This window comes from Tsukamurella paurometabola (genome assembly GCF_900631615.1).
Taxonomy (GTDB): Bacteria; Actinomycetota; Actinomycetes; order Mycobacteriales; family Mycobacteriaceae; genus Tsukamurella; species Tsukamurella paurometabola_A.
In genome coordinates this window covers 37,310-62,708 of sequence record NZ_LR131273.1, presented here as the reverse complement: position 1 = coordinate 62,708, position 25,399 = coordinate 37,310, and the positions used below count along the sequence as shown (strand labels likewise).

Annotated in this window: 27 protein-coding genes, 1 tRNA gene and 1 pseudogene; 21 read left to right on the top strand and 8 right to left on the bottom strand. The window is 69.4% G+C overall.

The features are described 5' to 3' along the window. The gene (locus ELY19_RS00335) at positions 1-465 is read left to right on the top strand and encodes a hypothetical protein (RefSeq protein WP_126194419.1); all 465 of its coding nucleotides are present in this window, start codon (positions 1-3) and stop codon (positions 463-465) included. Positions 466-647: 182 nt separating this feature from the next. Next, complete coding sequence (locus ELY19_RS00330) at positions 648-896, top strand: hypothetical protein (RefSeq protein WP_126194418.1); 249 nt, start codon at positions 648-650, stop codon at positions 894-896. Positions 897-939: 43 nt separating this feature from the next. Here ELY19_RS00330 and ELY19_RS00325 read toward each other — a convergent pair whose 3' ends face one another. Then, complete coding sequence (locus ELY19_RS00325) at positions 940-1,263, bottom strand: DUF732 domain-containing protein (protein ID WP_164711472.1); 324 nt, start codon at positions 1,261-1,263, stop codon at positions 940-942. 145 nt (positions 1,264-1,408) lie between these two features. Between ELY19_RS00325 and ELY19_RS00320 the strand changes: the two genes are divergently transcribed. From ELY19_RS00320 to ELY19_RS00300, 5 genes are read left to right on the top strand one after another with little or no spacing between them, the layout of a single operon-like run. Then, positions 1,409-5,659 carry an aggregation-promoting factor C-terminal-like domain-containing protein gene (locus tag ELY19_RS00320; RefSeq protein WP_197715958.1) on the top strand — a complete coding sequence of 1,417 codons (4,251 nt, stop codon included), beginning with the start codon at positions 1,409-1,411 and terminating at the stop codon, positions 5,657-5,659. Next, positions 5,660-6,817 (top strand): hypothetical protein, encoded by a 1,158-nt coding sequence (locus ELY19_RS00315; RefSeq protein WP_126194416.1) that lies wholly within the window; start codon positions 5,660-5,662, stop codon positions 6,815-6,817. Between the two features lie 4 nt (positions 6,818-6,821). Next, positions 6,822-8,561 (top strand): Gp37-like protein, encoded by a 1,740-nt coding sequence (locus tag ELY19_RS00310; protein ID WP_227967092.1) that lies wholly within the window; start codon positions 6,822-6,824, stop codon positions 8,559-8,561. Continuing rightward, entirely contained in the window at positions 8,558-8,941 is a 384-nt protein-coding gene (locus tag ELY19_RS00305; protein WP_126194415.1) for a hypothetical protein, read from the top strand. Before ELY19_RS00310 ends, ELY19_RS00305 begins: the two co-directional genes overlap by 4 nt. Then, positions 8,938-11,136 carry a glycine-rich domain-containing protein gene (locus ELY19_RS00300; RefSeq protein ID WP_126194414.1) on the top strand — a complete coding sequence of 733 codons (2,199 nt, stop codon included), beginning with the start codon at positions 8,938-8,940 and terminating at the stop codon, positions 11,134-11,136. The genes ELY19_RS00305 and ELY19_RS00300 overlap by 4 nt, the downstream gene beginning before the upstream one ends. 64 nt (positions 11,137-11,200) lie before the next feature. Here ELY19_RS00300 and ELY19_RS00295 read toward each other — a convergent pair whose 3' ends face one another. Further along, on the bottom strand, positions 11,201-11,560 hold the full coding sequence (locus ELY19_RS00295; protein ID WP_126194413.1) for a hypothetical protein: 360 nt from the start codon (positions 11,558-11,560) through the stop codon (positions 11,201-11,203). Positions 11,561-11,672: 112 nt separating this feature from the next. Between ELY19_RS00295 and ELY19_RS00290 the strand changes: the two genes are divergently transcribed. The 3 genes from ELY19_RS00290 (at position 11,673) to ELY19_RS00280 (ending at position 14,082) form a co-directional block, all read left to right on the top strand. Further along, a complete protein-coding gene (locus ELY19_RS00290; RefSeq protein ID WP_126194412.1) occupies positions 11,673-12,719 on the top strand; it encodes a glycine-rich domain-containing protein in 1,047 nt (348 codons plus the stop codon). Positions 12,720-12,737: 18 nt separating this feature from the next. Next, complete coding sequence (locus tag ELY19_RS00285; RefSeq protein WP_126194411.1) at positions 12,738-13,100, top strand: hypothetical protein; 363 nt, start codon at positions 12,738-12,740, stop codon at positions 13,098-13,100. A gap of 190 nt (positions 13,101-13,290) precedes the next feature. Continuing rightward, positions 13,291-14,082: a hypothetical protein gene (locus tag ELY19_RS00280; protein WP_126194410.1), complete on the top strand. Its 792-nt coding sequence runs from the start codon at positions 13,291-13,293 to the stop codon at positions 14,080-14,082. Positions 14,083-14,095: 13 nt separating this feature from the next. Here the strand turns inward: ELY19_RS00280 and ELY19_RS00275 are convergent, their stop codons facing one another. Continuing rightward, on the bottom strand, positions 14,096-14,701 hold the full coding sequence (locus ELY19_RS00275) for an HNH endonuclease signature motif containing protein (protein WP_126194409.1): 606 nt from the start codon (positions 14,699-14,701) through the stop codon (positions 14,096-14,098). A gap of 28 nt (positions 14,702-14,729) precedes the next feature. Here ELY19_RS00275 and ELY19_RS00270 point away from each other — a divergent pair, with 28 nt between their 5' ends. From ELY19_RS00270 to ELY19_RS24070, 9 genes and pseudogenes are all read left to right on the top strand, one after another. After that, positions 14,730-15,818 (top strand): N-acetylmuramoyl-L-alanine amidase, encoded by a 1,089-nt coding sequence (locus ELY19_RS00270; RefSeq protein WP_126194408.1) that lies wholly within the window; start codon positions 14,730-14,732, stop codon positions 15,816-15,818. 2 nt (positions 15,819-15,820) lie between these two features. Beyond that, entirely contained in the window at positions 15,821-16,267 is a 447-nt protein-coding gene (locus tag ELY19_RS00265; RefSeq protein ID WP_164711471.1) for a holin, read from the top strand. Then, positions 16,264-16,710 carry a hypothetical protein gene (locus tag ELY19_RS00260; RefSeq protein WP_126194406.1) on the top strand — a complete coding sequence of 149 codons (447 nt, stop codon included), beginning with the start codon at positions 16,264-16,266 and terminating at the stop codon, positions 16,708-16,710. Before ELY19_RS00265 ends, ELY19_RS00260 begins: the two co-directional genes overlap by 4 nt. Continuing rightward, positions 16,707-17,045: a hypothetical protein gene (locus ELY19_RS00255; RefSeq protein ID WP_126194405.1), complete on the top strand. Its 339-nt coding sequence runs from the start codon at positions 16,707-16,709 to the stop codon at positions 17,043-17,045. Before ELY19_RS00260 ends, ELY19_RS00255 begins: the two co-directional genes overlap by 4 nt. A gap of 30 nt (positions 17,046-17,075) precedes the next feature. Beyond that, positions 17,076-17,180: pseudogene (locus ELY19_RS23285) on the top strand (zinc transporter permease); the annotation flags it as partial. Positions 17,181-17,829: 649 nt separating this feature from the next. Continuing rightward, entirely contained in the window at positions 17,830-18,366 is a 537-nt protein-coding gene (locus ELY19_RS00250; protein WP_126194404.1) for a DUF5994 family protein, read from the top strand. Next, on the top strand, positions 18,363-18,671 hold the full coding sequence (locus ELY19_RS00245; RefSeq protein WP_126194403.1) for a hypothetical protein: 309 nt from the start codon (positions 18,363-18,365) through the stop codon (positions 18,669-18,671). The genes ELY19_RS00250 and ELY19_RS00245 overlap by 4 nt, the downstream gene beginning before the upstream one ends. Positions 18,672-18,808: 137 nt before the next feature. After that, positions 18,809-19,099, top strand: coding sequence for a DUF5994 family protein (locus ELY19_RS00240; RefSeq protein WP_126194402.1), 291 nt, complete (start codon positions 18,809-18,811; stop codon positions 19,097-19,099). Between the two features lie 76 nt (positions 19,100-19,175). Next, positions 19,176-19,550: a DUF5994 family protein gene (locus tag ELY19_RS24070; protein WP_227967084.1), complete on the top strand. Its 375-nt coding sequence runs from the start codon at positions 19,176-19,178 to the stop codon at positions 19,548-19,550. A 203-nt stretch (positions 19,551-19,753) separates the two neighbouring features. Here the strand turns inward: ELY19_RS24070 and ELY19_RS00235 are convergent, their stop codons facing one another. The 3 genes from ELY19_RS00235 to ELY19_RS00225 all read right to left on the bottom strand — a co-directional run bounded on the left by ELY19_RS00235 (position 19,754) and on the right by ELY19_RS00225 (position 21,788). Then, positions 19,754-19,963 (bottom strand): cold-shock protein, encoded by a 210-nt coding sequence (locus ELY19_RS00235; RefSeq protein ID WP_068524311.1) that lies wholly within the window; start codon positions 19,961-19,963, stop codon positions 19,754-19,756. Positions 19,964-20,452: 489 nt separating this feature from the next. Further along, a tRNA-Lys gene (locus tag ELY19_RS00230) sits at positions 20,453-20,525 on the bottom strand. A 93-nt stretch (positions 20,526-20,618) separates the two neighbouring features. Then, positions 20,619-21,788 carry an acyl-CoA dehydrogenase family protein gene (locus ELY19_RS00225; protein WP_126194401.1) on the bottom strand — a complete coding sequence of 390 codons (1,170 nt, stop codon included), beginning with the start codon at positions 21,786-21,788 and terminating at the stop codon, positions 20,619-20,621. Positions 21,789-21,858: 70 nt separating this feature from the next. Here ELY19_RS00225 and ELY19_RS00220 point away from each other — a divergent pair, with 70 nt between their 5' ends. Together ELY19_RS00220 and ELY19_RS00215 are read left to right on the top strand one after the other, a co-directional pair. Next, positions 21,859-22,383 carry a PH domain-containing protein gene (locus ELY19_RS00220; protein WP_126194400.1) on the top strand — a complete coding sequence of 175 codons (525 nt, stop codon included), beginning with the start codon at positions 21,859-21,861 and terminating at the stop codon, positions 22,381-22,383. Next, positions 22,370-23,890, top strand: coding sequence for a PH domain-containing protein (locus ELY19_RS00215; protein WP_126194399.1), 1,521 nt, complete (start codon positions 22,370-22,372; stop codon positions 23,888-23,890). Before ELY19_RS00220 ends, ELY19_RS00215 begins: the two co-directional genes overlap by 14 nt. Here ELY19_RS00215 and ELY19_RS00210 read toward each other — a convergent pair. Together ELY19_RS00210 and ELY19_RS00205 are read right to left on the bottom strand one after the other, a co-directional pair. After that, positions 23,877-24,356: a nitroreductase/quinone reductase family protein gene (locus ELY19_RS00210; RefSeq protein WP_126194398.1), complete on the bottom strand. Its 480-nt coding sequence runs from the start codon at positions 24,354-24,356 to the stop codon at positions 23,877-23,879. The two genes, ELY19_RS00215 and ELY19_RS00210, sit on opposite strands and share 14 nt — an antisense overlap. Positions 24,357-24,396: 40 nt before the next feature. After that, entirely contained in the window at positions 24,397-25,299 is a 903-nt protein-coding gene (locus ELY19_RS00205) for a chymotrypsin family serine protease (RefSeq protein ID WP_164711470.1), read from the bottom strand. Positions 25,300-25,399 lie beyond the last annotated feature (100 nt).

The window sequence follows — 25,399 nt, the reverse complement described above, 5'->3', positions numbered from 1 at the left end:
ATGGCATCACCCACCAAGAAGGCGCCGGCCAAGAAGGCGCCGGCCAAGAAGGCCGCGCCCCGCACCGCCGAGCAGCGCAACGCGGACAACGTGTCCCGCTTCGCCGAGTTCCGCGCCCGCGCGCAGAAGATCCGCGAGGACGGCTCGATCCCCGAACTCAAGCCCTACATCGTCACGGCCGCGGAGCTCGACGACGGCATCGACGCCGACGTCGTGCTCAGCCCGCCGACGACGCTGGCGCAGCGCACCGCGCTCGACCGCGCGATCCGCAACAGCGACTTCGTGTCGATCGTCGCGATCATGGGCGGCGAGGGTGCACTGAACCGCATGGTCGCCGCGTTCGACCGGATCGCGGACGACGTGAACGACGCGACCCGGCTGTTCGCAGGGTTCGGCTACTCGGTGGTCAACCACCTCAACGGCAAGGGCGCGGCCGATGTGCCGGGGGGTACGCCCGCCTCGTAGACACCATCGGTGGCTACGGGGCGCAGATCCGCGCTGACCTGCACCGTCACTACCATCTCGACCTCAACGAGTGGCTGCGCGGTGAGCGGGACTGGCGTGACCTGTTCGACATCCTCGACCAGTTCCCCGTCGGCTCCTCGTACCTCGCTGCGCTGCAGGAGGACGAGGAGCTCGCCGCGGACATGCTCGTTCCCGGGTACCGGCCGCCGAAGCCGACGAACGAGCCCCCGCCGTTCCGCGACTTCGACGCCCACCGCTACGACATGGCGCGGCTGACCGCGATGATCGAAAGGCTCATCGCGGTCACCGCGCACGCCGAGCCGAACGGCATCACGGTCGCGGTACCGGTGCCCGCGGTGGAGAAGCTCTACCGCGGGAAGGGCCTGACGAGGCTGCGCGCCTCGGTGGCCCGAGCTATCGGAAGCGGCTGACCTACTGCCAGCTGACGCGGTATCTCATCCGAGCGGTGCCCTTCTATGCCTGATCCGGGCAGAGGGAGCCGTCGTCTACGGCCGACGCGATCACGTCTGCTCGGTAGGTCTGCGACAGCGATCCCGACCGTCGAGCGACGATCTCCGCAGCTGTCATTCCGCTGCGCATGGCGCTGCAGTACGCCCTGCCGAGGTCGATCTGCGACTGGGCGATGTCCGGGGAGCTCTGCGGGTGCCCGAGCAGGCCCATATTGGTGAGGAACACGGTTTCGGTGGGGGAGTACCCGCCGGCCCAGGCGGTGCTGGTGCCAGCTCCGAGCGGAACTGCTGCAAGGACGATGAGGGCGGTGATTGCGATCTTCTTCACCGCGCGAGTGTACTGCGCGATTCAGGCCCGACCGCCGCGAATCCGAAGCTGCAAATTGATTGTGTAGCAGAACAACTGAATATGGCATGGCCCCGCGAGACTGGTGTGCTCTCGCGGGGCCTCCGCATACCTGCAGGAGGTGCTCGTGGCGACGTACTCGGCCGGCTCGGCGAAGATCGACGTCTCCCCCTCGCTCGAGGGCTTCGCGGAGAGGTGCCGCGCGGAGCTCGAGCGGATGCGCATCGAGTACACCATCGACGTCGATGCGGACGTTTCGCTGGCGCGCGCACAGCTGGAGGCGTTGGCGCGGGAGCGCACTGCGCGCATCCGGGTCGAGCTCGACGGCGCCGAGGAGGCCGAGGCACGTCTCGCGCTGCTCGCCCGGAACCGCACCGCGCACATCAACGTGAACGTCAACGGCGGCAACTTCACGCAGATCAACAACAACATCACGAACATCACCAACAACGCGGGCCGTGCTGAGCGCGGCCTCTCGTCGATGGGAGCCGTCCGGTTCGGCGGCCTCGCCGCGGCGATCACCGCGCTCGTCCCCGCCCTCGTCGGTGCGATCGGCGCAGCGTCCGCCCTCGGTGGCGTCCTCGCCGGCATCGGTGGAACCGCGGCCGTCGGCCTGGCCGGCGTCGGCGACGCCTTCAAGGCGATGGGCGACGCCGCGAACACCTCCGCGTCGGACGCCACCGCTGCGGCGAACCGGATCACCGACGCCCAGGACGGTGTCCGGCGCGCGCAGGAGGGCGTCGCGGACGCACAGCGCGACGCCAAGCAGGCGCAGGACGACCTCAATGACAGCTACGAGAAGGCGTCCCGCGCGCTCCGCGACATGAACGATCAGCTCGCCGACGCCGAGCTGTCGCAGGAGGGCGCCGAGATCGCGCTCGCCCGCGCCCAGGAGGCCCGCGCGAAGACCTACGGCGACGGGAAGTCGACCGGTCTCGACCGCGCCGAGGCCGACCTGCGGGTCAAGGAGGCGCAGCAGCGACTCAAGGAGGCGAAGTCCAACACCGCCGACCAGCGTGAGGACACCGCCGAGGCGAACGCGAAGGGCATCGGCGGATCCGACATCGTCACCGACGCCCAGCAGAAGAAGCTCAAGGCCGACCAGGCCCTGGTGAACGCGCAGGCCGACCTCGCGAAGTCGATGCGTGACCTCGCCGACGCGCAGAAGGGCGCATCCGCCGGCGCCGACAAGTACGCCGAGGCGCTCGCGAAGCTCTCGCCGAACGCGCGGGACTTCGTCACGCAGATGAAGGCGCTGGCCCCGGAGTGGAAGAACCTGCGGCTCGCGGTGCAGGACCGCATGTTCGACGGGCTCGGCGCGAGCGTCACGCAGTTCGCGCAGCAGACGATGCCCGGCCTGCGGACCACGATGACCGGGATCGCCGGGTACATGAACGGCGCGTTCAAGGACACCCTGAGCAGCCTGTCCGGCGCGTTCCAGCAGATGGCCGCCGACGGGACGATGCAGCGGTTCATCGACGGCATAGGCGGCGCACTGCAGGGCATGGCCCCGATGGTCACCGGCCTCGTGCAGATGGTCACCGACGCCACCGCGGCGGCTGGTCCCGCGCTGGGCCAGTTCTTCTCGGTCCTCGGCACCACCCTCGGGCAGCTCGGGCCGTCGCTCGGGCAGATCGGCGCGCAGCTCCTCAACGCGCTGACGCCGGTGCTGCCCGTGCTCGGGCAGCTGATCCAGGCGATCTCGACGGGCCTGGGCCCGGCGCTCGGCCCACTGGGCAACCTCATCGCGTCGCTCGGCACCGCGCTCGTGCCGCTGGCGAAGCCCCTCGGGGACCTGATCACCGCGCTCGCGAACGGTCTCGCGCCGATCCTCCCGTCGCTCGGGAAGCTGCTCGGCGATCTCGTCGCCGCCGTCGTGCCGCTGATCGACCCGTTCATGCAGCTGCTCAACGCGATCCTGCAGCCCCTGATCTCGATCATCAGCACAGTCGTCGCGGCACTGGCGCCGTTCATCCAGCAGCTCGCGACCGCGCTCAAGCCGGTCATCGACGCCATCGCGCCGGTGCTCGCGCAGGTCGGCCAGACCATCGGCACCGTTCTCGCGCAGGCGATCAAGGACCTCACGCCGGTCATGGTGCCGATGATCGAGGCGTTCTTGAAGCTGGTCGAGGCGTTCCTGCCGATGCTCCCGCCGATGCAGGAACTGTCGATGAAGCTGCTGCCAATCCTCGTCGAGGGGATGAAGCTGATCCTGCCGGTGATCACGGAGCTGATCGAGTGGTTCACCCGGTTCATCGAGTGGCTGATGCCAAAGGTGGTCGAGGGCCTCACCCAGTTGGGCAAGGACTTCGACGGCCTGACCGATCGGGTCAGAGGCTTCATCGACGACGCGAAGGACCGGTGGAACAACTTCGTCGACTTCGTCAAGGGGCTGCCGGGCCGGATCTCGAATGCGGCGTCGGGCATGTGGGACGGCATCAAGGACACCTTCAAGGGCGCCCTGAACTGGATCGTCAGCGCGTGGAACGACTTCCACATTTCGATGAAGGTCCCGGACAGCATCCCGATCATCGGCGGCAAGGGCTTCACGATCGACACCCCGAACCTGCCCTTGTTCAAGGCTGCGGGTGGTCCGATCGCGGGTCCGGGCGGGCCGCGCGCCGATCTCATCCCGGCGATGCTGTCCGACGGCGAGTACGTGATCAACGCAGCCGCCGTGGCGAAGTACGGCGTCGGCATGTTCGACGAGCTCAACACCCAGCGTTTCGCCGACGGCGGCGCTGTCGGGCGGCAGACCGCCGAGGGGTTGAACCCCGGGGCCGACCAGCTGCGCACGCTGATCATGCAGAAGTGGCCCGAGATCAAGACCATCGGGGGCCGCCGCTCCGAAGACGGTTACGGCGAGCACAGCTCGGGCAACGCGATCGACGTCATGATCCCGAACTACGGGACCGCGGAGGGGAAGGCCCTCGGCGATGCAGTCTTCGCGTTCCTGCAGCAGAACGCGACTGCGTTGCAGCTCAACGGTGTCATCTGGCGCCAGAACAGTTACGGCTACGGCGGCTCTCTGACCGAAGGCAAGGCCATGTCGGACCGCGGCTCGGACACACAGAACCACATGGATCACCTGCACGTGATCCTCGGCGCGGGGCGCGGCGCGAACGCGGCCCCGGTCCCCGTCGCGGCCGGACTCACCGCCGAGCCTGAGAAGCCGAAGACCGTCGACGGGCAGAGCACCGACGGCGCCTACAACCCTGCGGCCCGCGAGGCACAGGACGGTCGCGACGACCCGCAGAAGTACACCCCGCAGGCCACCAACACCACGACATCGACAGGGTCCGGCCCGAAGTCGTGGTCCGACGTGGCAGGCGCCTTCGGCGAGGCGTTCGCGAAGGGACAGGTCTCCTCGCTCCTCAGCGTCTTCGGGGTCCCCGACGCGATGCCGCCGATCCTCACGGCGCTCGGCGACCTCCCGTCGAAGATCATCAAGCGCGACGAGAACTGGAAGCCCGCGGGCTTCGGCCAGCTGACTACGCCGACCACAGGGGCGGGCGGGACGCAGACGAACCCCCTCGGCGACCTCGTCGGGAAGTTCATCCCCGGTCTGGACACCCTCGTCGGTGGCGCCCAGGCTACGCCCAGCACCACCGGGGCCAGCGCGGCACCGACCGCGGGGCCAGGCGGCGCGCTGCCGCTCACCGGCCAGCAGGGCACCCCAACGACTAAGACCCCCGTCGAGACGCTCACCAGCACGTTGAGCGCGCCTCCCAACGCGGGCTACAGCGGCGGCGAGCAGGCGACCCACGACACGGTCTATGCGGCGTTCCGGCAGGCCGGATTCACCGACGAGCAATGGCCCGCGATGGTCAACATCATCAACCGCGAGTCGGGCTGGAACCCGAAGGCGAAGAACCCCAGCTCGACCGCATACGGGCTCGGCCAGTTCCTGGACCAGACCTGGGGGACGGTGGGCGGCACTACCGATGACGTCGGCCAGCAGGCGTCGTACATGGCGAAGTACATCAAGGACCGGTACGGTGACCCCGACAAGGCGTGGGCCTTCTGGCAGGCCAACGGGCACTACGCCAACGGCGGCCTCGTGTTCGGCCCCGGCGGCGGACGCTCCGACCTCGTGCCCGCCTGGCTCTCGGCCGGCGAGTACGTCGTCAACGCCGCCCAGGCCGCCCTGCACATGCCCGCCCTCGAGGCGATCAACGCGGGCGCCCGCGTCACCACGCCGATGCCGCCCACCCCGGCAGCCTCGACGCGGTTCGCGCTGCAGAACCACGACTCCGGTGGCCGCGGACAGGCCGCGACCGTCAACTACAACATCCGCACCGCGACCGTGGAGGACGCCTTCTTGCAGGCACAGACCCGCCAGAACCAGGACCGCGCAGCACAGATCGGAAACCTGTAGATGAACGAAGCGACCATCGAGATCGAGTCGTCCCGCGGGTACGCGAAGCTCTCGGGCCCGAACGGCGAGTTCGGCGAGCAGGGCCTCGAGCTCGACCAGTCCCCAACGGGCATGTTCAGCACCGAATTCACCACACGCACCGTGTCGGGGAACTTCGAGGTCGGTGGCCGCGTCACCGGCCAGACGGTGCCGATCCGGCAGATGGTGCTGCCGATCAACTGCTACGAGATGCCCGGGCAGAGCATCGAGAAGACGATCTCGAACCTGCGGAAGCTGTTCGGGTCGCCGCTCGACCGCCGGAAGGTGAAGTGGACGTACACGTCCGAGCTGTCTGGCCCGCGGTGGCTGATCGTGCAGCTCGCCTCCGAGATCAAGCTGAACCCGCAGCGGGACTGGAACATCGACGGGTTCGCCCGCGCCGTCGTCACCGTCCTCGCCGAGCAGCCGATGTACGAGTCCCCGGAGGACGTGCAGACCTGGACGAACCCGAACGACCGGTTCATCGTCACCCTCAAGAACGGGCTCCTCGGCGGCCCGCAGGGCAACTTCACCCTGTCCTACGGCGGGCAGACCACCGGCAACATCGCCGTGACCGCCACCGCGGCGACGATCAAGACCGCCGTCGAGGGACTCTCGAGCGTCGGCGCCGGGCACGTCACCGTCACCGGCGCGGCGGGCGGCCCGTGGACGTTCGTGTTCAACGGCGTCACGGGCACGCTCACCGCGAACGGCGCCGGGATGACCCGCGGCAGCGTCAAGGCCGAGGGCGCGAGCATCGGGTACTTCACCATCGAGAACCCCACCGACCAGATCCAGTGGAACGAGTGGGACTTCGACCCGGGGCAGTGGCAGTTCCCCGATTTCAGCTTCGGGCAGGAGCGCCTGTGGAAGCGGGCGGCCGGCGTCGACGCGGCCCGGATGATCGTCACCCCGCCCCTCACCGGGCGGCTGAGCGTGATGTGCGACCCCATGATGGACCCGTACATCGGCGAGGCACTCAACTCCGTCGCAGGCGATTTCAACGGCGTGATGCCGATGTACGGGGTACCCCCGTACACGCCCGAGACCGTCGTCCCGATCGTGTGCAACGCCGCCGCCGGGGCGCAGGCGATCCTCACACAGCGGCGCCTCTGGTCCGCCGAGTCGGGGATGGAGTAGCGCCATGCCACCACTGCTCGAAGCGTGGGTCGACACCCGCGCACCGTTCCCCGGCGGCACCCTCGCCGACTTCAAGGACTGGTCGCGGACCATCCGGCGCACCCGCATCGCCGAGCGATCCGAGCGGCCCCTCGTCCGGTTCCAGGACGGCGACTACAACTACCGCGGCCGGTCGGTCGGCGAGATCAGCGGCACCGCGTCGATCAAGCTCAACGACGTCGCCGCGCACGTGATCACCCTCCCGATCGACTTCGACAACCCCCGCAGCACGTATATCGCGCACTGGATCCTCGACGAGGAGTCGCGCGGCACCCGCAACGTGCACATCAGCATCGACAAGAACGGCGGGCGCATCGCCGGCCGCCTGCAGAAGGCCACCTGCAAGCGGTCCGAGAAGGGCGACGTCGTCGTCGCCGAGTTCTTCGACGACATCTACGAGCTCAAGAACGTCGAGATCCAGCCCAACCCGTTCCTGCCCGCGATGCTCATCCAGCAGCCGAAGGTGTGGTTCCTGTTCGACAAGAGCATCCACGGGCTCAAGCTGACGCTGATGTGCAACCTGCTCAGGTTGCAGCTCACCAACATCGACCTCGGCGCGTTCCTCGATCTCCTCGACCCCGCGAACTGGAACGCACAGCAGCTCCTCGAGCTCTGGCAGGAGTGCCAGATCGTCGTCGTACCGTCGGCGTTCCTCACCGACGTGTCGCCGCCGACGCTGATCATGGGCGCCTTCACCGACTTTCTCACCGTCGCGCAGCCGATCCTCGAGGACGCCGAGCAGCAGATCATCACGTGGCGCTGGTTCGAGGGCGACCCGGAGCCGTGGCCCGGCGCCGGCACCGGCTGGCGCAACGGCACCCTGTTCGTCGACATCGTCGACAAGAGCGGGTACCTCACCGGCACCAGCTTCGGCGGGAACCTCGTCACCGGCCTCGTGCGCGGCATCGCGAACTACACGTCGAACTACGTCGAGGACTCCTACGACCTGTTCACCGGCGAGACCACCGAGTCCACCGGCTACGACATCGCCGGATGGCTCGGCACCCACAAGAGCAAGCCGTACGTGATCTACCGCGACGGCATCGTCAACGGCCTGCAGACGGCCGACTTCACCCGCACCCAGGGCGGGGCCTGCCAGATCACTGTCGGCGGCCGGTCGATGCCCGGCGTGAACGAGGTGATCTCCGCCGCGATCAACTACGGCGGCGACGTCCTCGGCGACAACATCAACTGGCAGGGCTATGGCATCGGGTCCCTCGGCGGCCTCATCGACTCCGTCGCGAACCCGATCTACCGCGACTCGATCCTCGCGTACATGCAGGTGCCGCTGCTCCTGCGCGCGCACGACCAGGGCTGGGGCCATTACCTCGAGACCACCGCCAACGGGTCGATGCAGGCGTTCACCCCGTCCGCGGTGATGGCGCTCCGTGGCCGCAAGCGCGAGACCGACCCCGACGTCGCGTTCACCCTGACCGTCGAGGACTGCTCGCCGTGGCTCATCGGTGACCGCGGCGAGGGGCACTGGTGGCTCGGCGACCGCGTCGGCGCCACCCTCAAGCACCTCGGCGCGAACGTCTACATGTCCCGGTGCCGGCAGCTCGACCTGTCCTGGGGTGACGGTCGGGACGCGGCGTGGCAGGGCCACTTCGGGCAAGTCCGCACCAAGCAGGACGCCCTCGACAAACTCACCAAGCTGGTCGGCCAGGCGATGTCCGGCCTGCAGACGATCGGAGTTCTCGGATGACCGAACCGCTCAAGCCGACGACGAAGGTCCCGGAGCTCGACGACCTCGAGGGGCAGCGCGCGGCGCTGGTCGGCGCGCTGTCGTCGGCGCTGATCACCTCGAGCGAGGTCCCCACGATGACACTGGCGCCGATGTTGCAGCCGATCGCGGATCAGCTGCTCGCGTACGGGGTCCGGCAGACCGACGCGATCGACCCGGACGCGGTGCACGCGCCGTCGTGGCTTCGAGAGGGCGCGCAGGCCCGCGCGGTCGAGGTGCCCGAGCAGGTGAACCACCACGCGGTCGAGACGGAGGAGGTGCAGGCGCGGGTCGCTGAGGCGCCGCCGATCCCGAAGAAGGTCCCGAAGGCCGCCTGCGCGGCGAAGGTCGTGGCCGAGTGACCTCGCCCAACCTGCCCATCGGCAGCAGCGACATCCCGCAGGGCGCGTTCACCCACACCGGGATCGCCGGTGTCCTACAGGACTACTCGGCCGGGAAGTACCGCAGCACCGTCGGCGGCCGATTCCCGAGCATCGTCGGCGGCACCCCCGCCGGATCCCCGCTGTCCGCGATCACCCCCGTCGGCATCATCACCGGCATCCTCAGCGAGTTCATGCGCGTCGTGTCGAACTCGACGTCCCACGACATCAGCCACCCCGCCGACCTCGACGACCTCATCCACGACTTCTTCCAGGGCCTCCCGCTCGTCGGGCAGTTCGTGGACCTCCTCGACGCGATCTTCGGCACCTACGACGGCGACGACCCCGTCCTGCTGCAGATCAAGGCACTATTCGCGTTCCTGCGGCCCGACGGGAAGATCGACGCCGGGAAGCTGTTCGGTGAGCTGCCGCAGCACATCCTCGGCGTAATCACCGCCCTGGTGTCGAAGTTCACCGGCGGCCTGATCGAGCTGGGGCAGCTCAAGCGCCCGGAGCCCGGCCAAGAGCGGAACTGGCTCGAGTCGTTCGACAAGCCGGAATCGGTGCCCGCCGGGGACGGGTTCGAGCACGACGCCACCGTCGGCCGGACCCGGCTCGGCTCGGCGAAGCTGACGTTCGACGGCGCCGAGCACGTGCGGACCTCCGACCCGATCGAGGTCGCGGCCGGCCAGCCGCTCGACATCGGCGGGTACGTGCGGTTCGACGGCTACACGGGGACGGGCGGCCCGGCCGTCGCACTGCGGGTGCTCGCGTACAACTCGGGGGACCAGCTCATCGGGTCCCAGCAGATCGGCACCGTCACTCCGTCCGGCGCGACGTCGGCGGACTTCGAGACCGTGATGCAGGCGTCGTGGACCGCGCCGGCGAACACCGCCTACGTGTACGTGCGGATGGAGGGCCTCGCCGCTGGCACGGCGGGCACGGCGCACTTCGACGACCTGTGGCTGCGGATGCCCGCGCAGTCGTTGCCGCAGCAGTGGGTTGAGGGGCTCACGTCGGCGTTGTCGAACCTGGGCGACGGGATCTCCGACGCCTGGAACTTCGTGCAGAACGTGATCGACAAGTTCATGAACGGCCGCGGGATCCTCGGCAGCCTGTTCTCGCTGTCGCACTTCGAGACCGAGGTGGCGAAGGTCTTCGGCCCGGGGTCGAACATCCCGAAGAACCTGATCGACGGGCTCGACGATGCACTTGATCTGCTGCTGCCGAAGACGGACTGGTCGAAGTTCCTCACAGGCTTCACGGCGGCGGGAAACAACGGCACCGCGCCGTCGACGGGCATCCCCGCCCTCGACGGGCTGATCAACGCGTTCCTCGGCGTCCGCACGAAAGCCACCGACGCGAACGACACGGCATCGACCGTGCAGGGCACCGTGCAGGTGCAGGCGGTCACCGTCGGCGTCGTCGACGGGTTGACCGTCGTGCGCACCCCGATCACGAGCACGCAGACCTGGACCCGGGCCGCGATCCCCGCGGGCTGCACCGAGCGGGTGAAGACCGGTGTTGGTCTCGTCGCGTCCGGGCAGGGCGGCGGGCGGGGCACACCGCGCTCGGGAAACGACCCGTACAGCGGCATGGGCGGCGCCGGCGGCGCGGGCGGCGGGTACGTGTACGCCGAGTTCACCCCGGACGAGGTCGGCACCTCGCAGCTCGTGACCATCGGCGCCGGCGGCGCGGGCGCAACCAGCATGTCCACGTCAGGCGCGTTCGGCGGCATGACGTCGTTCGGATCGCTCCTGTCGATCGCGTCCGGCGCGGGCGGTGGCATCCCGACCAGCGTTGGCGTTGTCTACGGCGCCGGATCGGCGGGCGACGGGGGGGACGGCGGCAATCTCGTGTCGAACGGTCAGCAGCCAGGCAAGCAGGGCGGTCGCGCCTACCTCGTCCAAGGTGGCGCTGCGGGCGGGACGAACGGCGGCAACGGCGGCGCGGGACAGAACGCCCCCACAGGCGACGACGTACTTTCCGGCGGCTCTGGTGGTGGTGGTGGCGGCTCCGACGGCGCGAACTTCGGCGATTCGGGTGGCCGCGGCGGCGACGGCGGTATCCCCGGTGGCGGTGGTGGTGGTGGCGGCGGTGGCGGCTACGGCGGCAATCCCGGCAACGGCGGAAATGGTGGGCGCGGCGAAGCGCTCATCGAGGAATTCTTCCGGTGAAGGAGGAGCGACATCATGGACTACAGCGGCAGGGTGCTCGGCGGCGGATCGCGAGGCTGCGGTTCTACTCCCCGGTGGTACGAACTTCAAGGGGCAACGAGATGTCGCCCACCACGAGCACGTAGCGCCCGTCCGGGGCTTCGGCGGGTATTCCGATCTGTCCGAATAGGAATCCGCCGGAAGTTCCGTCGTGGGTGACGGCCGGCACTGGCAGGGCGATCTCCCCGGATCCGCCGGTCGGGTCGTGAACCGTGACGGTCAGGTGCGCTTGCCGATCCTCGCTGGCTTGGGTGAGAACCACGATCACGGGAACGACGGGCTCGCCGCGGTTTCGCGTCCAGCTGGTGAGGACGCCTCCGAGTACGTACAGCTTGCCCTCGGCGACGCTCGCGGCCTCTGCGAGGAATGCGCCTGTCACGATCACCGCGTCATCGTAGGCGCGCCTGAGACTCGGCGGGGCATCTTCGCATGATGTCGCTGTTCCACGAAGCCTCGTCGGGGTTCGGCGAGGAGGACGTCGTTGAAGGACGACCGTCATGACCTGGACAGCCGAACGCGTGCTGCCTGCTGGTTCAGCGGGCGCGGGCTGGCCCCTCGAGCGAGTCGCGCCGCCTGCCCCTGGAGGTGGCGGGTGGCAGATCGTGCACCAGCTCTCGGGCACGGGCACCACGGTCCTCGACGGCGCGGCCCGGGTCGCACTCCGCGCGTCGGGCACGGGCACGACGGTCGCCGACGGTGCGGCCGCGGTCCTCGCACACCTCGCCGCGACGGGCACGACCCTGCAGGACGGAGGCGCACGCATCCTCGCCCACCTCGCTGCGACCGGCACCACCACCATCGGCGGCTCCGGGCGGCTCGCGCTCCGCGGCACCGGCACCGGCACCACCCTCGCCGACGGCGCGGCCGCCGTCCTCGCGCACCTCCGCGGCCTCGGCGCCACCAACACCCACGGTATGGGCGCCCTGCTCGCGCACCTCACCGGCCTCGCCGCCACCACCGCAGCCGGATCAGGAACCCTCGCGTTCTCCGCGCACGCCCCCGAACGCACCAACATCACCACCACCGGCGCCTACACCTACCCGATCCCCGCCTGGTGCCGGTACATCGACCAGGTGATCATCGGCGGCGGCGCATCCGGCCAGACCGGCGACGGCGCGTTCAGTGGCGCGGGCAAGGGCGGCAACGCCGCCGCCTACGTGGTGCGGACCCTCGAGCGCGGCGTCGACATCCCCTGGTCCCTGTCCACGATCACCGGCACCGTCGGTGTCGGCGGCGCCCGCCCCGCGGACTCCGACAACGCCGGACCGACCAGCGGCGGCGCCACCACCGCCAACTGGGGCAGCGGCAGCATCACCTCCCCGGGCGGCAGCGGCACACAGTCGGGGCAGAACGGCGGCAGCTCCACAGTGACCACCGTCAGCGGCCAGACCTACCCGGCGGGCGCGGGCGGCACCGGCAACGCTGGCGCGGGCTCGGCGCCCGGCGGCGCGGGCGCGGGCGGCAACGGCGGCGTCTTCGGCTCCCGCACCCAAGGCGGCGCCGGCGGCAACGGCCGAGCCAGCTTCTACGCACGACAGACCTAGCCATCGAAGGAGAACACCATGACCGCTTCCGACGCTGACAACATCGCCGTACTCGACTTCGTCAAGAGCCGCGGCAACAGCATCCGCCTGCACTCCGCCGATCCCGGCAAGACCGGCGCCGCGGTGATCGCCACGACCCCCGCGTCGGCGGCGACCACGTGGGGCGCCTCCGCGATGGGCGCGGGCGCCGACACCGGGTACGCCGTCTGCGCCGGCACGGCCGCGCAGTTCACGCTGCCCGCGTCGACGACCGCCACGCACTTCGGCGTCTACAACGGCACGACGTACCTCCGGGGTTTCCCGCTCGACGCGTCGCTGACGTCGAACGCGCAGCCCGTGCCCGTGGACATGACGCCGCGGATGCGGCACCAGGCGTTGTAGCGCCCACCCATCCCCGGCCCCGCGAGCACCAGCGCGCGGGGCTCTCGTGTACCCGCAGGAGCCCCGATGCGCCGCACCGTCAACAGCTCAGCATGCGAGCTGTTCGCCGTGCTCGCCGTCGCGGTCCTGCGCCCCGCCGCCCGCGCCCGCGAGTGGCGCACCGATCACCCCCACCAGCCCAGGAGGCACCATGCCCACACCACCGCTCACCGTGCTGCAGCTCCGCGGCAACAGTGAACCGCTCGACGGGAACATGCTCGACAACGTGGTCCGCAAGCTGGACCCGAAGCTGTTCCGCGTCATCGAGATCAACTACCCGGCGAGCATCGGCCCCGCCGGCGGCGGTGCGTTCAAGCCGTCAGAGATGGAGTCGGTGCGGATCGGCTGCGAGATGATCTCCCGCGAGGTCGCCGCGGCCCCGGGCCCGGTGGCGATCATCGCGTACAGCCTCGGCACGGTCACCCTCACCGAGTGGCTCAAGCAGAACCCGCACGTGGCGAAGGTCGTGTTCGCGGGGCTGCTGGCGAACGCCCGCCGCAAGCCGGGCCGCCAGTACGGATTCCCGCTGCCGATCGGCGGCGAGGGGATCTTCGGGCAGTGGATCGACGATAAGCGGGCGTGGTGTGACATCGCCTTTCCCGGCGACGTGATCACGGCGATGCCGGCCGGGTCGATCCTGCGTCAGGGCTCCGACCTGATCCAGCACATGAGCCTCGTCGACCCGATCCGCTGGGCGAACGATGTCATCGCGAAGCTCCCTGCGGTGGCGTGGCAGCTCGCCGGCACGGACTTCTCGAAGCTCGTGCAGTTGGGCCCGAAGGTCGGTGAGGCGATCGCGGGCCTGGATGGGTTCGCCCGCGGAGGTATGCACACCGCCCGCTACTTCGAACCGCACTGGCGGGACTGGCAGAACAAGCCGATCAGCGCGATCGACCTGATGGCGCGGTGCCTCCGTAACGAGCAGAAACGAGCAGCAGCATGAGTGCCATGCATGGCTATGCGACGTGCTTCCAGCTCCTTCGGGCGATCACATCGTTGATCGTGCCTCCGGTGACTCCGTATTTCGCCGCGAGCTCGTCGCGTGACAGTGCACTCGTTCGGATGTCGCGGACCGCGTCGTCATCGAGCACCGCGCGCGGGTTCCGCACCCCGTAGGTCTGCCGCCACTTGCCGACCATGTCGGCAATGTTGTCGTCATTCGACCCTAGGAAGAGGTGTCGCGGGTTGACGCACAGCGGGTTGTCGCAGGCGTGCAGCACGTGCGCGCCAGCGGGAACCGCCTTGCCGTTGTGCAGCTCCCACGACACCCGGTGCGCGTCGTACTGCCTCCCCGCGACCGTGAACTTCCCGTAACCGACGCCGTTGTCCTTGCGCCCGCCGAGTGCGCCACGCCACGTCCAGCACTCCTTGTCGGACAGACCCGAGTCGATCCGCCGCTCGATCCGCTCGGCCATCGACGCAGTCGCCTTCACGTGGGTGTTGAGCGGTCGGTCTGCGTCCGGGTGGCCGAACTTCTTCCACCGCTCGTAGTGCCCGAAGCAGTACCCGCGCGCGTTGTGCGGGCGGTCGCAGCCGTGCACCTCACATGCCCTGTTACTCACAGTCCCATTTTACCTGAAAGGAGCTCCCATGTCCTGGACCGGAGACCCCGTTTGGCTCGCCGATGTGCTACGCGCAGAAGGCCTCAAGGTGATCGAGCACGACGGATGGAAGGCGCGCGGGCACGGCGACTTCCGCGACATCCGCGGCGTCATTTGCCATCACACCGCAGGCGGCGGCCCGAACGATTGGAAGATCGTGCAGAACGGGCGCCCCGACCTCGAGGGGCCGCTCGCTCAGCTCGTTCTCGAACGCGACGGCACCTACCGCGTGATCGCCGTGGGTGTTTGCTGGCACGCGGGCCGTGGCTCGTGGCCCGGCTGGCCCACCAACGACGCGAACTGGCACACCATCGGCATCGAAGCGGTGAATGACGGTGTCGGCCAGCCCTGGCCCGCTGTGCAGCTCGACGCCTACCGACGCGGCTGCGCGGCCATCGCCCGCAAGGTCGGCTTCGGCGCCGACAAGGTTGCGGCTCACCGCGAATACAGCTCCGAGGGCAAGATCGACCCGACTGGCATCGACATGAACCGGTTCCGCCGCGACGTGCAGGCCGCGATCGCGGGCGCTCCGCAGCCGAAGCCGGTCAACGAGATCGACAAGTACGCCGCCGCGACGCCGTGGCTCGGGAAGCGGATCACCGTCGGCGAGGTCAACGTCGGCAAGGACGGCCGCGGGCGGGCCGCCGAGTTCGAGAACGCGATCGTGTACTGGTCCGCGAGCACCGGGGCGCACGCGGTGCCGCGAGCGGACCAGGCAATGCCGGCGGGCACGTCCGGTCTGCTTGAGGAGTACCAGCGCCGCGGCGGCACCGGCGGCGCGCTCGGCTTCCCGGTGCGGGAGTTCGCGCGTCTGACCGCGAAGGGCTCCGCCCCGGGCGCGGTGCAGGCCTTCGAGGGCGGCGTGCTCTACCGCCGTGATGGTGACCCCCGCGGCGCGGTCGTCGTCGGTGCGATCGGCAAACGGTGGGGCGCCGACGGATACGAACGCGGCCCGCTGGGCTACCCGCTCGACGACGAACAGCCCACCTCGGACGGCGGCCGCGTGCAGCAGTTCGAGCGCGGCACCCTCACGTGGCACCCGTCCGGGGTCACGCGGCAACTCACCAAGGAGGCATGACCATGTCCAACACCTACCCCGACGGCACGACGGCGACCAGCCTGCGCGACGTCGCCACCGACGTCGCCGAGAAGGCCATCAAGACCTTCGCGCAGACGCTGCTGCTGTTCCTCGTCGCCGGCACGTCGGTGCTCAACGTGCCGTGGTCGACCGCGGTGCAGGGCGCCGCGATCGCCACGATCGGCACCGTCGTCCTCGCCCTGGCGCAGACCGCCTGGGCGTCCGCGAACCCGTACGTCGAGGCGCTCGCCCGTGCGTCGCGCACGTTCCTCGCCACCCTCGGCGGCGCGATCCCCGTGGTCGACGGCTCGCACGCGTTCGTGTTCACCGACGTCAACTGGGCGCAGGCCGCGGGCATCGCGGGCACGGCGGCCCTGATCTCGCTGCTCACCTCCGTGGTGTCGCTGCCGATCGGCCCGAACCGCGCATCGCCGAGCCTGGTCCGGTGAACCCGGTGCTCGCGCGGTTCTGGCAGCTCATCGACAGCGAGACGGTTCGCCTGTACCAGGCGGTGATGTACACCTGCTACTTCTTCGCGGGGGCCTACATGGCGTCGTTTGGCCGCGCACCGTCGACGATCCAGCAGGCGATGGGCGAGCACGCGCACTACACGTGGATCGCGCTGATGATCTCCTGCCCGCTCATCGTCATCGTCGGCACCCGCGTCCCGAACAAGTGGTCCGGGCTGTGGCTGCAGCTCGGCGGGAACCTCGGCGTCGCCTCGTGCCTCGCCGCCTACGTCGTCGCGGTCCTGCAGTCCCCGTGGTGGGGGACCGGCGTGTTCGCCGTGTGGGGCTACGTCGGCCTCACCGTGTGCACCGTCGGGATCATCCTGCGCGACTGCCGCCGCATCCACCAGGTGCGCCTACTCGCGAGGGAACTGCGACAGTGAATACGGACCTGATCGTCGGGCTCGGCGGTGGCGGCGTGATCGGCACCGTCCTCGCGGCGATCGTCTCGGCGGTGGCCGGCCGCGGGAAGTCCCGGGCGGAGGCGGCGAAGTTCCTCACCGACGCCGCGGCCGAGCTCACGAACATCGGCGCGTCGCTGACGGCGAACGTCAACACCCAGCTGATCGCCGTGCGCGCCGAGCTCAAGTCGCTCGCGGAGGCGGTAGATCACCTCACCGAGCGCGTCGACGACGTCGTGCCGCTCATCGAGGCTGACCACCCGCAGACCGCGGCGGCGCTGCGGGACGCGAACGCGGCAGTCAAGCGCGCCCTGTAGCCCCTGCCCGCAGACTCGAGCACGAACAGCGGCCCGGACTGCGGACACGAGGCGGTTCAGCACGGCGATCACGTGGACTATGTCCACGACGGCCACCGGCACGCTCCGCACGGGGATCACTACGACGAGCACTGAACCCGCGAAAACGGTGTGCCTCTCATTCGGCAGCTATCTAGACTAGCTATCACAACTACATAGGCGTGAGACGCATCGCGCTACATCGCGGGCGGCCCCTCGACTCTCACCAGTCGAGGGGCCGCTTTCGTTCGTTCACGCAGTCTTCAGCTGTGCTACGTGCACTCGCTGACTGTGCGGCCACCTCTGCACGAGGCCGAGGCGTGTCGCTCGCGCGAGTGCGGATCTCACGGCCCCGGGTTGGTCGTCAGCCCGGACGGTGGTGCTCCACCCTCCGATGCGAACCAGCCACCGATTCATGCGATATAGCGTACGCCTGATTCGCTGACACCGATTGTCGTGGAAGGCGTCCAGGCGTCCAAGCGTCAGCGAGGCAGGCCCCGGGCACGTTGCGATGAGTTCCGGTAGACAGGGGAGATGAACGAACAGCGAGATACAGCGCCCAGGCGTCGTCGCAAGTGGCCGTGGATCGTTGGCGGGCTGGTCGCGGCGCTTCTGGCCTGGAGCATGAGCTGAGCGAACGCTATTGAGCGAGAACTGCACAGAAGTGCCGCGGGGCGTAGACTAAGGGGGAGTTGATTTCCCACCGGGATCCCCTTGGTGCTCTCGGCTTGCTCATCGGAACCCTGTTCCGGATCGGAGCGTCCTCATGACGCATCCACTTCCCCCTATTGCGCCTGTCCCGGCGCGGTTCGAACTGAAACCGATCGGCTCGATCGTCGGCGCAGTCGACGGCGTCTGGTGGCCTCGCTCACGCGACCTGCACGACGAACTGCAGCAGGTGTATCCGCTCCTCCGCGATCGCGTCTGCGGACTTGAGAGGGTGTGCTATCGCTATTCCAACTGGGACGCTGCTCCTCGGAAGGTGCTGATCGACGGCGATGTCGTTCGGCTGGACGGCTACACCACGCAGGAGCTCGACACAGTTCGTTTCGTTGGAATCAAGTCCTCGTTGGTGTGCGCCCTGATCCCTCCAGGCACGGAACAGGAGGTCGCGGAGCTGGCCTCCGTGCTCGCGATGACCGGCGCTCTATCCCAGTTCGCGCACGCCTTCAACGTGAAGGCGGCCGAGACCACATCGAGGCGCCATCAACGGCAGGACGCTGAGCGCGTGTGGGACAACGAGGGCGGCCATGCACCACCGGCGTCCCGAACAGCTCCGCCCGTCGCTGAGGTGTCGCCATGAACAATCACCTGCGCATGGATCTGGACCCCATCACGACCTACCGCAACCTCGACGGGTCCGTCGAACGCTGGTGGTCGGCCCGCACACTGACCCACCGCCAGGTCACCATCGAGACCACGATCAAGACGCTCAACAACAGCGCCGGCGACATCTCCGCCGCCGACGTCGAACTACTGGTCACCGACCAGAAGTCGCCGCGACGAATCGGGATACCGATCGCCGTCCTCGACAGCGTCATCGCAGCCCTGACCACGGCCCGCGACGACGCGCGGACGGTCATATCCACCGACCCGAGCGTCGAGTGAGAGCACGCGCGCAGCCCGGGCCCGAGGCCCTACGCCGACTCCTCAGCCGGGGACCCACCCGGGACGGAACCCCCACGCCGATACCTGGCCGAGTCCTCCTGCCGCACAGGACCGCCCTCACGCGCGGGATCGACGGAGTGTGGTGGCCCCGCAGCCGCGATCTGCAGGCCGAGCTTCCCACCGTGCTCCCGTCCGTCGGGTTGAAGCTGCAAGCCTTGGAGTGCATCCATTTCAGCCCCGCGGACTGGACGACACGTGCCCGCCACCTCCCGGCACGCGACGGCGACGCCATCGAAACCCGCCTGCTCGTCACCGCGGGGCTGGTGGTCTTCAGCGGCCCCCGCGTCGCGATCATCTACGCCCTCATCGCCCCTGACGCGTCCACATCGGCTGCGGAGGAGATCGCAGCCCGGCACCTGCACGCATGAACTCTGCAGTGATCGCACCCCGCCAGAACGGAACGGTGCCGGCGATGCCCATCCGACCCCATCGGATACGCCGGCGTTGAGCTCCCCTCACGCCAAGCACCGGTTGGACACCGGCACACAACGCGTACGACTGGACCTCGACGAGGACCTGAAACTCGGCCTGTGGTGGCCTCGCTCGACCAACTACGCTGCCGAAATCCACGATCTCGCCTACAGCTGCGGGCTGGCAATCGGACGGAGGATCGAGCGAATGACATTCGCATGGAACTACGAGACTGCGAGGCGACTCCAGGGAATGCACCTCAACGGTCTCGTGCTCAACGCGCCGGACCGTGATCAGCCACGCGAAGAGATGCGCGTGCACGCAGGGACGGGGCACATTCTCCGACTAACAGTCGTGCCGCCCACTAAGCACGACGCAGGCGGTCACATCGCGCGCACGCCAGATTGACCCCGAAGGGTGAGAACCGCCGCACCCATGACACGAAACTGGCCCCCGCCATTCGACGGAGGCCAGTGACCCGGTAGGTCGGTGTATCAGCCGCTAGGGGTAGAGCTTCGTTCCTTGCTCGCCACGGCGGAAGAATTCGTCGACGGAGTCTCGCATTTTGTCCCACCAGGTAGGGGACTCGGTGCGGTCTACGTCAGTGCTGGTCAGGGCAGGACCTGAACCGCGACGGCCTGGGGCCCGCGGTCGCCGGCCTCTGCGTCGAAGGAGACGCGGTTGTTCTCCTCGAGAGTGCGGAAGCCGCCGTTACTGACGATCCCGGAGAAGTGGACGAAGAGGTCCTTACTGCCGTCGTCAGGGGTGATGAAGCCGAATCCCTTGTCGCTGTTGAACCATTTGACGGTACCTTGAGCCATGAAGATCTCCTGAAGAGTGAATTGACAGGGCCGAAGGTTTCGCACCCTGGGCATGCGGAGTTCTACGAAGTCGAAGTACAGACATACGGGAATTCGATGATTGCCTACCGCGTGAAGTTCTCGCGAGCGTATCACCAAGAAAGTCAGCCAATTTCAGTATAGCACGTGCGCACCTGCGAGACGTACCGGCGCATCGTTGGGGATGTGTTCAACGACCGCTCCGGCTGAGTCGGGAACCGATCAGCGAGCTGGTGCGTCCAACAGATATGAACCTCGCGCGCTACGCCCTCACCCGACTCCGCGGCTGGTACGCCCTCGCGATGGCCGGCCGCGGTCGCGATGCTCCGCCTGCCCCCGACCTGGATGCGCGGATCGCCGACGCTATCCGCGGTGCTCAGCGGCCGGATCGTTTCGGGTGGGTTTCGGGTGGGTCGGAGACAAGGAAGGCCCCGGAGTGAATCACTCCGGGGCCTCTACCTGCACTGATTGTGCGCCATCAGGGACTCGAACCCCGAACCCGCTGATTAAGAGTCAGCTGCTCTGCCAATTGAGCTAATGGCGCGTGCTCGCTCGCTGCGTGCTGGAATACATTAGCAAGGACTGCGGCGAAACGTGAAATCGGCTGGTCAAGGCTGGTTTCTGGGCTAACGGTGGGTCACTGGAAGGCGCTCTGCCCGGTCAGCTTCTGGCCCAGGATCAGGGTGTGCATCTCCACGGTGCCCTCGTACGTCAGCACGCTCTCCAGGTTGTTCGCGTGCCGGATCACGGGGTACTCCAGCGAGATGCCGTTCGCGCCCAGGATCGTGCGGGCGGTGCGGCAGATGTCGATCGCCTCGCGCACGTTGTTGAGCTTGCCGATCGACACCTGTTCGGGGCGCAGCGTCCCGGCGTCCTTGAGCCGGCCCAGGTGCACGGCGAGCAGCACGCCCTTCGTGTATTCGACGGTCATGTCGGCGAGCTTCTGCTGGGTCAGCTGGAAGCCTCCGATGGGGCGGCCGAACTGCTCGCGTTCGACCGCGTACCGCTGCGCGCACTCCAGCGCCGTGCGCGCCGCACCCATGGCGCCCCAGACGATCCCGTAGCGCGCCTCGCTGAGGCACGAGAGAGGGCCGCGCAGCCCACGGACCTCGGGGAAGGCGGCGGAGTCCGGGATGCGGACACCGTCGAGCACCAGCTCGGCGGTGACCGAGGCGCGCAGCGACATCTTGTGCTTGATCGTGTGCGCGGTGAAACCGTCCGTGTCGGTGGGGACCGCGAAGCCGCGAACGCCCTCGTCGGTCTGCGCCCAGATCACGGCGACGTCGGCCAGGGAGCCGTTGGTGATCCACATCTTCCGGCCGTCGAGGATCCAGTCCGCGCCGTCCCGGCGCGCCCGGGTGCGCATGTGGGCGGGGTCGGAGCCGTGGTCCGGCTCAGTGAGCCCGAAGCACCCGATCACCTCGCCGGCGGCCATGCCGGGAAGCCAGCGCTGTTTCTCCTCCTCGCTCGCCCACTTCCAGATCGCGTACATGGCGAGCGAACCCTGCACCGAGACCATCGACCGCAGCCCCGAATCGCACGCCTCGAGCTCGAGGCACGCCACGCCGTACTCCGTGGCGCTCGTTCCGGCGCACCCGTATCCGTCGAGGTGCATGCCGAGCAGGCCGAGGGTGCCGAGCTCGCGCATCAGGCCGCGGGGATCATCGATCTCGCCGCGCTCGAACCAGTCGGCCACATGGGGCTCGACCTCGCGGGCGGCCAGTGCGCGGACGGACTGGGCGATCGCGCGTTCCTGGTCGGTGAGCAGGCCGGTCAGGCCCGCCAGTTCATCAGGGTGTGTGGTCATGGTGCCTCCTCGGCGCCACCCTAGCCCGGCGTGGTGGCAGGGGAGCGGAATGTCGTGCTTAGCTGGGCGCATGACCCTTCCCGGAACCCCCGCCCCCGCGGGCGCCGCCGAGGTCCTCAGGCCGCCGGCCCACCAGGTCTCGCCGCGCGCGAAGACGTGGTGGACGGTGCGCGCCGCGATCCGCTGGGTGATCGTGATCCCGCTGGTCACGATCGTGCTCGCGGTGATCCCCGACGTGCCCTGGTACGTCGCCGTCGCGGCCTTCCTGCTGCTGGCGGCCGCCGCCGCGGCGCACCTGATCGTGATGCCGCGCTTCCGCTACGCCTTCCACCGGTGGGAGATCAACCACGTGGCGGTCTATTCGCAGGCGGGCTGGCTGACGCGGACCCGGGTCCTGATCCCCATCTCGCGCGTGCAGGTGATCGACACCGTCGCGGGGCCGCTCGAGCGGTCCTTCGGGCTGTCGACGGTGACCGTCACCACCGCCTCGTCGGCGGGCACGGTGCGGATCTCGGGCCTTCCCACGGAGACGGCGCAGGCGATCGCCGCCGGCCTCACCGTCAGCGCCGCGGAGGACACCGATGACGCGACCTGACGAGATGACTCCACCGGCCGCGGACGACGGCTGGAACCGGCTCTCGCCGTGGGGCATCGGCACTCGCGTCATCAAGGCGATCCCGTCGCTCATCCCCGCGCTCATCGGCGTCTTCTTCCTGGGCCGCGCGGTCGGACCGGTGTTCTTCGTGATCGCCGGCGTCGCGATCAGCGTGCTGGTGGGCCTGCTGCCGTGGCTCACCACCCGCTGGCGGGTCACCGAGGACCAGCTGGAGCTGCGACACGGCCTGGTACGCAAGGTCTCCGCCACCGCCCGCCGCGACCGGATCCGCAGTGTCGACGTGACCGCGGGACCCATCGAGCGCGCGCTCAAACTGCGCAAGGTCGAGGTCGGCACGGGCGTCGGCGGCAAGGAGTCCGCGCTCGTTCTCGACCCGATCCCCGCGGACGTTGCGGAGCACCTCGGCCGGGACCTGCTGCGGCGCACCGCGGCACCGTCGACGGCGGACGTCCGCGGTGACGGCGGAGCCGGGCCGGCACCCGAGCTCGCCGCCCCCGAGGAGGATCTCGCCCGGCTGCGTCCGGCGTGGATCCGGTTCGCTCCGTTCTCGCTCACCGGGTTCGCGGTGGTGGCCGCCGGCGCGGGCATCGGCTTCCGGATCGTCGACGAGGCGGGTCTGCGCGAGCGCGGCTCGGAGATCGCCGAGTCCTGGTTCGTGAAGATCCTCGACCTCGGTGCGGCCGTGGTGATCCCGGCCGCGGTGGTGCTCGTGATCGTGGTCTCGGTGCTCGTCTCGGTCCTGGCCTACGTGCTCGCGTTCTGGGGGTTCCGGCTCGTGCGCCGTGCCGACGGCGCGCTGCACACCACGCGCGGCCTCATCTCGACGGTGGCGGCGACGATCGAGCGCAAGCGGGTGCGGGGAGTGCAGGTGCACGAGCCGGTCCTGATGCGGATCCCCGGCGGCGCGAAGCTGCGGGCGATCGCCACGGGAACCGATCGCAACCCCACCCTGCTGCCGCCTGCTCCGCGGGCGGAGGCCGTAGCCGTGGCCGACGAGATCCTCGGCCGTCCGGGCGTCGTGGAGGCGCGGTTGACACCGCACGGGAGGGCGGCGCTGCGCCGCCGCTACACCCGTGCGGCGCTCGGCGCGGCCGTGCCGGTGGTCGCGCTGGCGGTGCTCGCCGTCGTCGTGCCCGGGCCGTGGAAGACGCTGCCCGTGGTGGGTGCGGTCCTGGTGGCGGCCCTGGCCGTGGCGTCGGCGCGCCTGCGATACGCGAATCTCGGCACCGTCATCTCGGGCGACGCCGTGGTGCTCGGCGCGGGCACCGTCGCGCGTACCCGCACTGCCCTCGAGTTCGACGGGGTGACCGGCTTCGTCACGCGGGAGACGTTCTTCCAACGGCGATCCCGCGTCGCGACGCTCACCGTCGCCACCGCCGCGGGGGCGTTCGGCGCCGTCGACGTGACGCCCGAGCGCGCGGCCGCGGTCGCGCGCACCGTCGACCCCGAGATCGTGACGGGCTTCCTCGCCGTCAGCGAGGCGTGAGCCGGTACAGCTTGATCGTGCGGCCGCCCGCCCAATCGATGTAGTCGTCGTACGCCGGCCACACGGCGACGATGCTGGGCCACAGACGCTTCCGATCGGCCTCGGAAACGCGGCGCGCCCGGACCGGGATACGTCGAGTGCCGAGGAGCACTTCGGCGTCCGGCGTCGCCTCGAGGTTGTACGACCACGCGGGGTGGTGCTTCTGCCCGAAGTTGGAGGCGATCACCACGAAGTCCTCCCCGTCGCGCACGTAGAGCAGCGGAACGGCCCGGGCGACACCGCTCCGCCGGCCGATCGTGGTCAGCGTGAGCTGCGGCAGGAGCGACTCCGGGATGAGGTGCACCGACCCGCGGCTGATCCGCGTCACGGCCTTGTCGAGCGGCACCGTGGCGCGCACCACCCGGGACACCGCGCGGTGCCGTCCGAGCTGCAGGAAGCGTGACTTGAGGTCGTCCACGACGGTCATGGCGGCAGTGTAGTGAACGCCGCCCGCCGCCGGGCACCGATCAGTTGGTCGCGAGTCGCGCGCCGCCTGCGGCGCGGAGCGCCGCGTTCAGCGAGTAGTACTGCGTGAGCTGCTGCGTGACCTTGCCGGAGTCGCGGTCGGTGAGGGTGACCGCGTCGGTGATGATGCCGATCGCCGCGTTGTCCGACGTGCGGATGAGCGGCCCGCCGCTATCGCCCTGCGTGGTCACGATGTCGGCGACGACCCAGTCGCCCACGACCTTCGTCACCTTGCCGCAGCGGCGTCCGTTCACGGACCCCAGCTGGCACACCGGGTCCCCGATGCGGGCCGTGCCCACGGACCGCGGCGTCATCCCCGGAGCAGACGCGAGGAGCTTCACCTGCGGGTCGGTCAGCCGGAACGTCGCCCAGTCGGGACCGAACGGGTCGACGGGGGAGTAGTGCCCCGGGCGGTTCGGGTCCTCCTTGACCTCGGGCGCCTTCGACTGCACGACCTCGCCGACGATCCACTTCTTGACGCCCACCGGCTGCTGCGGCGCGCCGCAGTGACCGGCGGTCACGCCGAGGCGCTCGCCGTCCGGGGCGGTCACGGCGAAGCCCATCGTGCACTGCAGCGACTCGAAGCGGCCGCCGCCGAGGGAGCGCTGCAGGATGTCGATCCGATCGCCCGGCGCCACCGATGTCGGCGCGGGGGTGCGGGTGGGGACCGAGCTGGGGGCGCTCGGCTGCGCGGGCGTCGACGGTGCCTCGGGCTTCGGCGTCGCGCTCGGCTTCACCGGTGCGCTGGGGGCGGCGGGCTTGGGCGCGGGGCTCGGCGCCGGGGCGGAGGGCGTCGGCGCGCCCGATGCGAATGCGGGGGTGAGCAGCGCTCCCGACACCAGCATGGTGACCACCCCGATCGTTCCGCGTCGCAATGCCGCACCGATGCGCGTCCCGTCGGTCAAGGTCGAACCCTCCTAGGGTGTGGGTCGTGGTGATCGAGGGGCGCCTGAAGAAAGCGCCGCAGAAAATCGTGGCCGAGCCTACCATTCCGCATGACTGGCT

Excerpts from the sequence above, each read along its gene's own strand:
- ELY19_RS00335 (WP_126194419.1), top strand. The coding sequence starts at position 1 with ATGGCATCACCCACCAAGAAGGCGCCGGCCAAGAAGGCGCCGGCCAAG.
- ELY19_RS00330 (WP_126194418.1), top strand. The coding sequence starts at position 648 with ATGCTCGTTCCCGGGTACCGGCCGCCGAAGCCGACGAACGAGCCCCCG.
- ELY19_RS00315 (WP_126194416.1), top strand. The coding sequence starts at position 5,660 with ATGAACGAAGCGACCATCGAGATCGAGTCGTCCCGCGGGTACGCGAAG.
- ELY19_RS00310 (WP_227967092.1), top strand. The coding sequence starts at position 6,822 with ATGCCACCACTGCTCGAAGCGTGGGTCGACACCCGCGCACCGTTCCCC.
- ELY19_RS00305 (WP_126194415.1), top strand. The coding sequence starts at position 8,558 with ATGACCGAACCGCTCAAGCCGACGACGAAGGTCCCGGAGCTCGACGAC.
- ELY19_RS00290 (WP_126194412.1), top strand. The coding sequence starts at position 11,673 with ATGACCTGGACAGCCGAACGCGTGCTGCCTGCTGGTTCAGCGGGCGCG.
- ELY19_RS00285 (WP_126194411.1), top strand. The coding sequence starts at position 12,738 with ATGACCGCTTCCGACGCTGACAACATCGCCGTACTCGACTTCGTCAAG.
- ELY19_RS00280 (WP_126194410.1), top strand. The coding sequence starts at position 13,291 with ATGCCCACACCACCGCTCACCGTGCTGCAGCTCCGCGGCAACAGTGAA.
- ELY19_RS00270 (WP_126194408.1), top strand. The coding sequence starts at position 14,730 with ATGTCCTGGACCGGAGACCCCGTTTGGCTCGCCGATGTGCTACGCGCA.
- ELY19_RS00265 (WP_164711471.1), top strand. The coding sequence starts at position 15,821 with ATGTCCAACACCTACCCCGACGGCACGACGGCGACCAGCCTGCGCGAC.
- ELY19_RS00250 (WP_126194404.1), top strand. The coding sequence starts at position 17,830 with ATGACGCATCCACTTCCCCCTATTGCGCCTGTCCCGGCGCGGTTCGAA.
- ELY19_RS00245 (WP_126194403.1), top strand. The coding sequence starts at position 18,363 with ATGAACAATCACCTGCGCATGGATCTGGACCCCATCACGACCTACCGC.
- ELY19_RS00235 (WP_068524311.1), bottom strand. The coding sequence starts at position 19,963 with ATGGCTCAAGGTACCGTCAAATGGTTCAACAGCGACAAGGGATTCGGC.
- ELY19_RS00225 (WP_126194401.1), bottom strand. The coding sequence starts at position 21,788 with ATGACCACACACCCTGATGAACTGGCGGGCCTGACCGGCCTGCTCACC.
- ELY19_RS00220 (WP_126194400.1), top strand. The coding sequence starts at position 21,859 with ATGACCCTTCCCGGAACCCCCGCCCCCGCGGGCGCCGCCGAGGTCCTC.
- ELY19_RS00215 (WP_126194399.1), top strand. The coding sequence starts at position 22,370 with ATGACGCGACCTGACGAGATGACTCCACCGGCCGCGGACGACGGCTGG.
- ELY19_RS00210 (WP_126194398.1), bottom strand. The coding sequence starts at position 24,356 with ATGACCGTCGTGGACGACCTCAAGTCACGCTTCCTGCAGCTCGGACGG.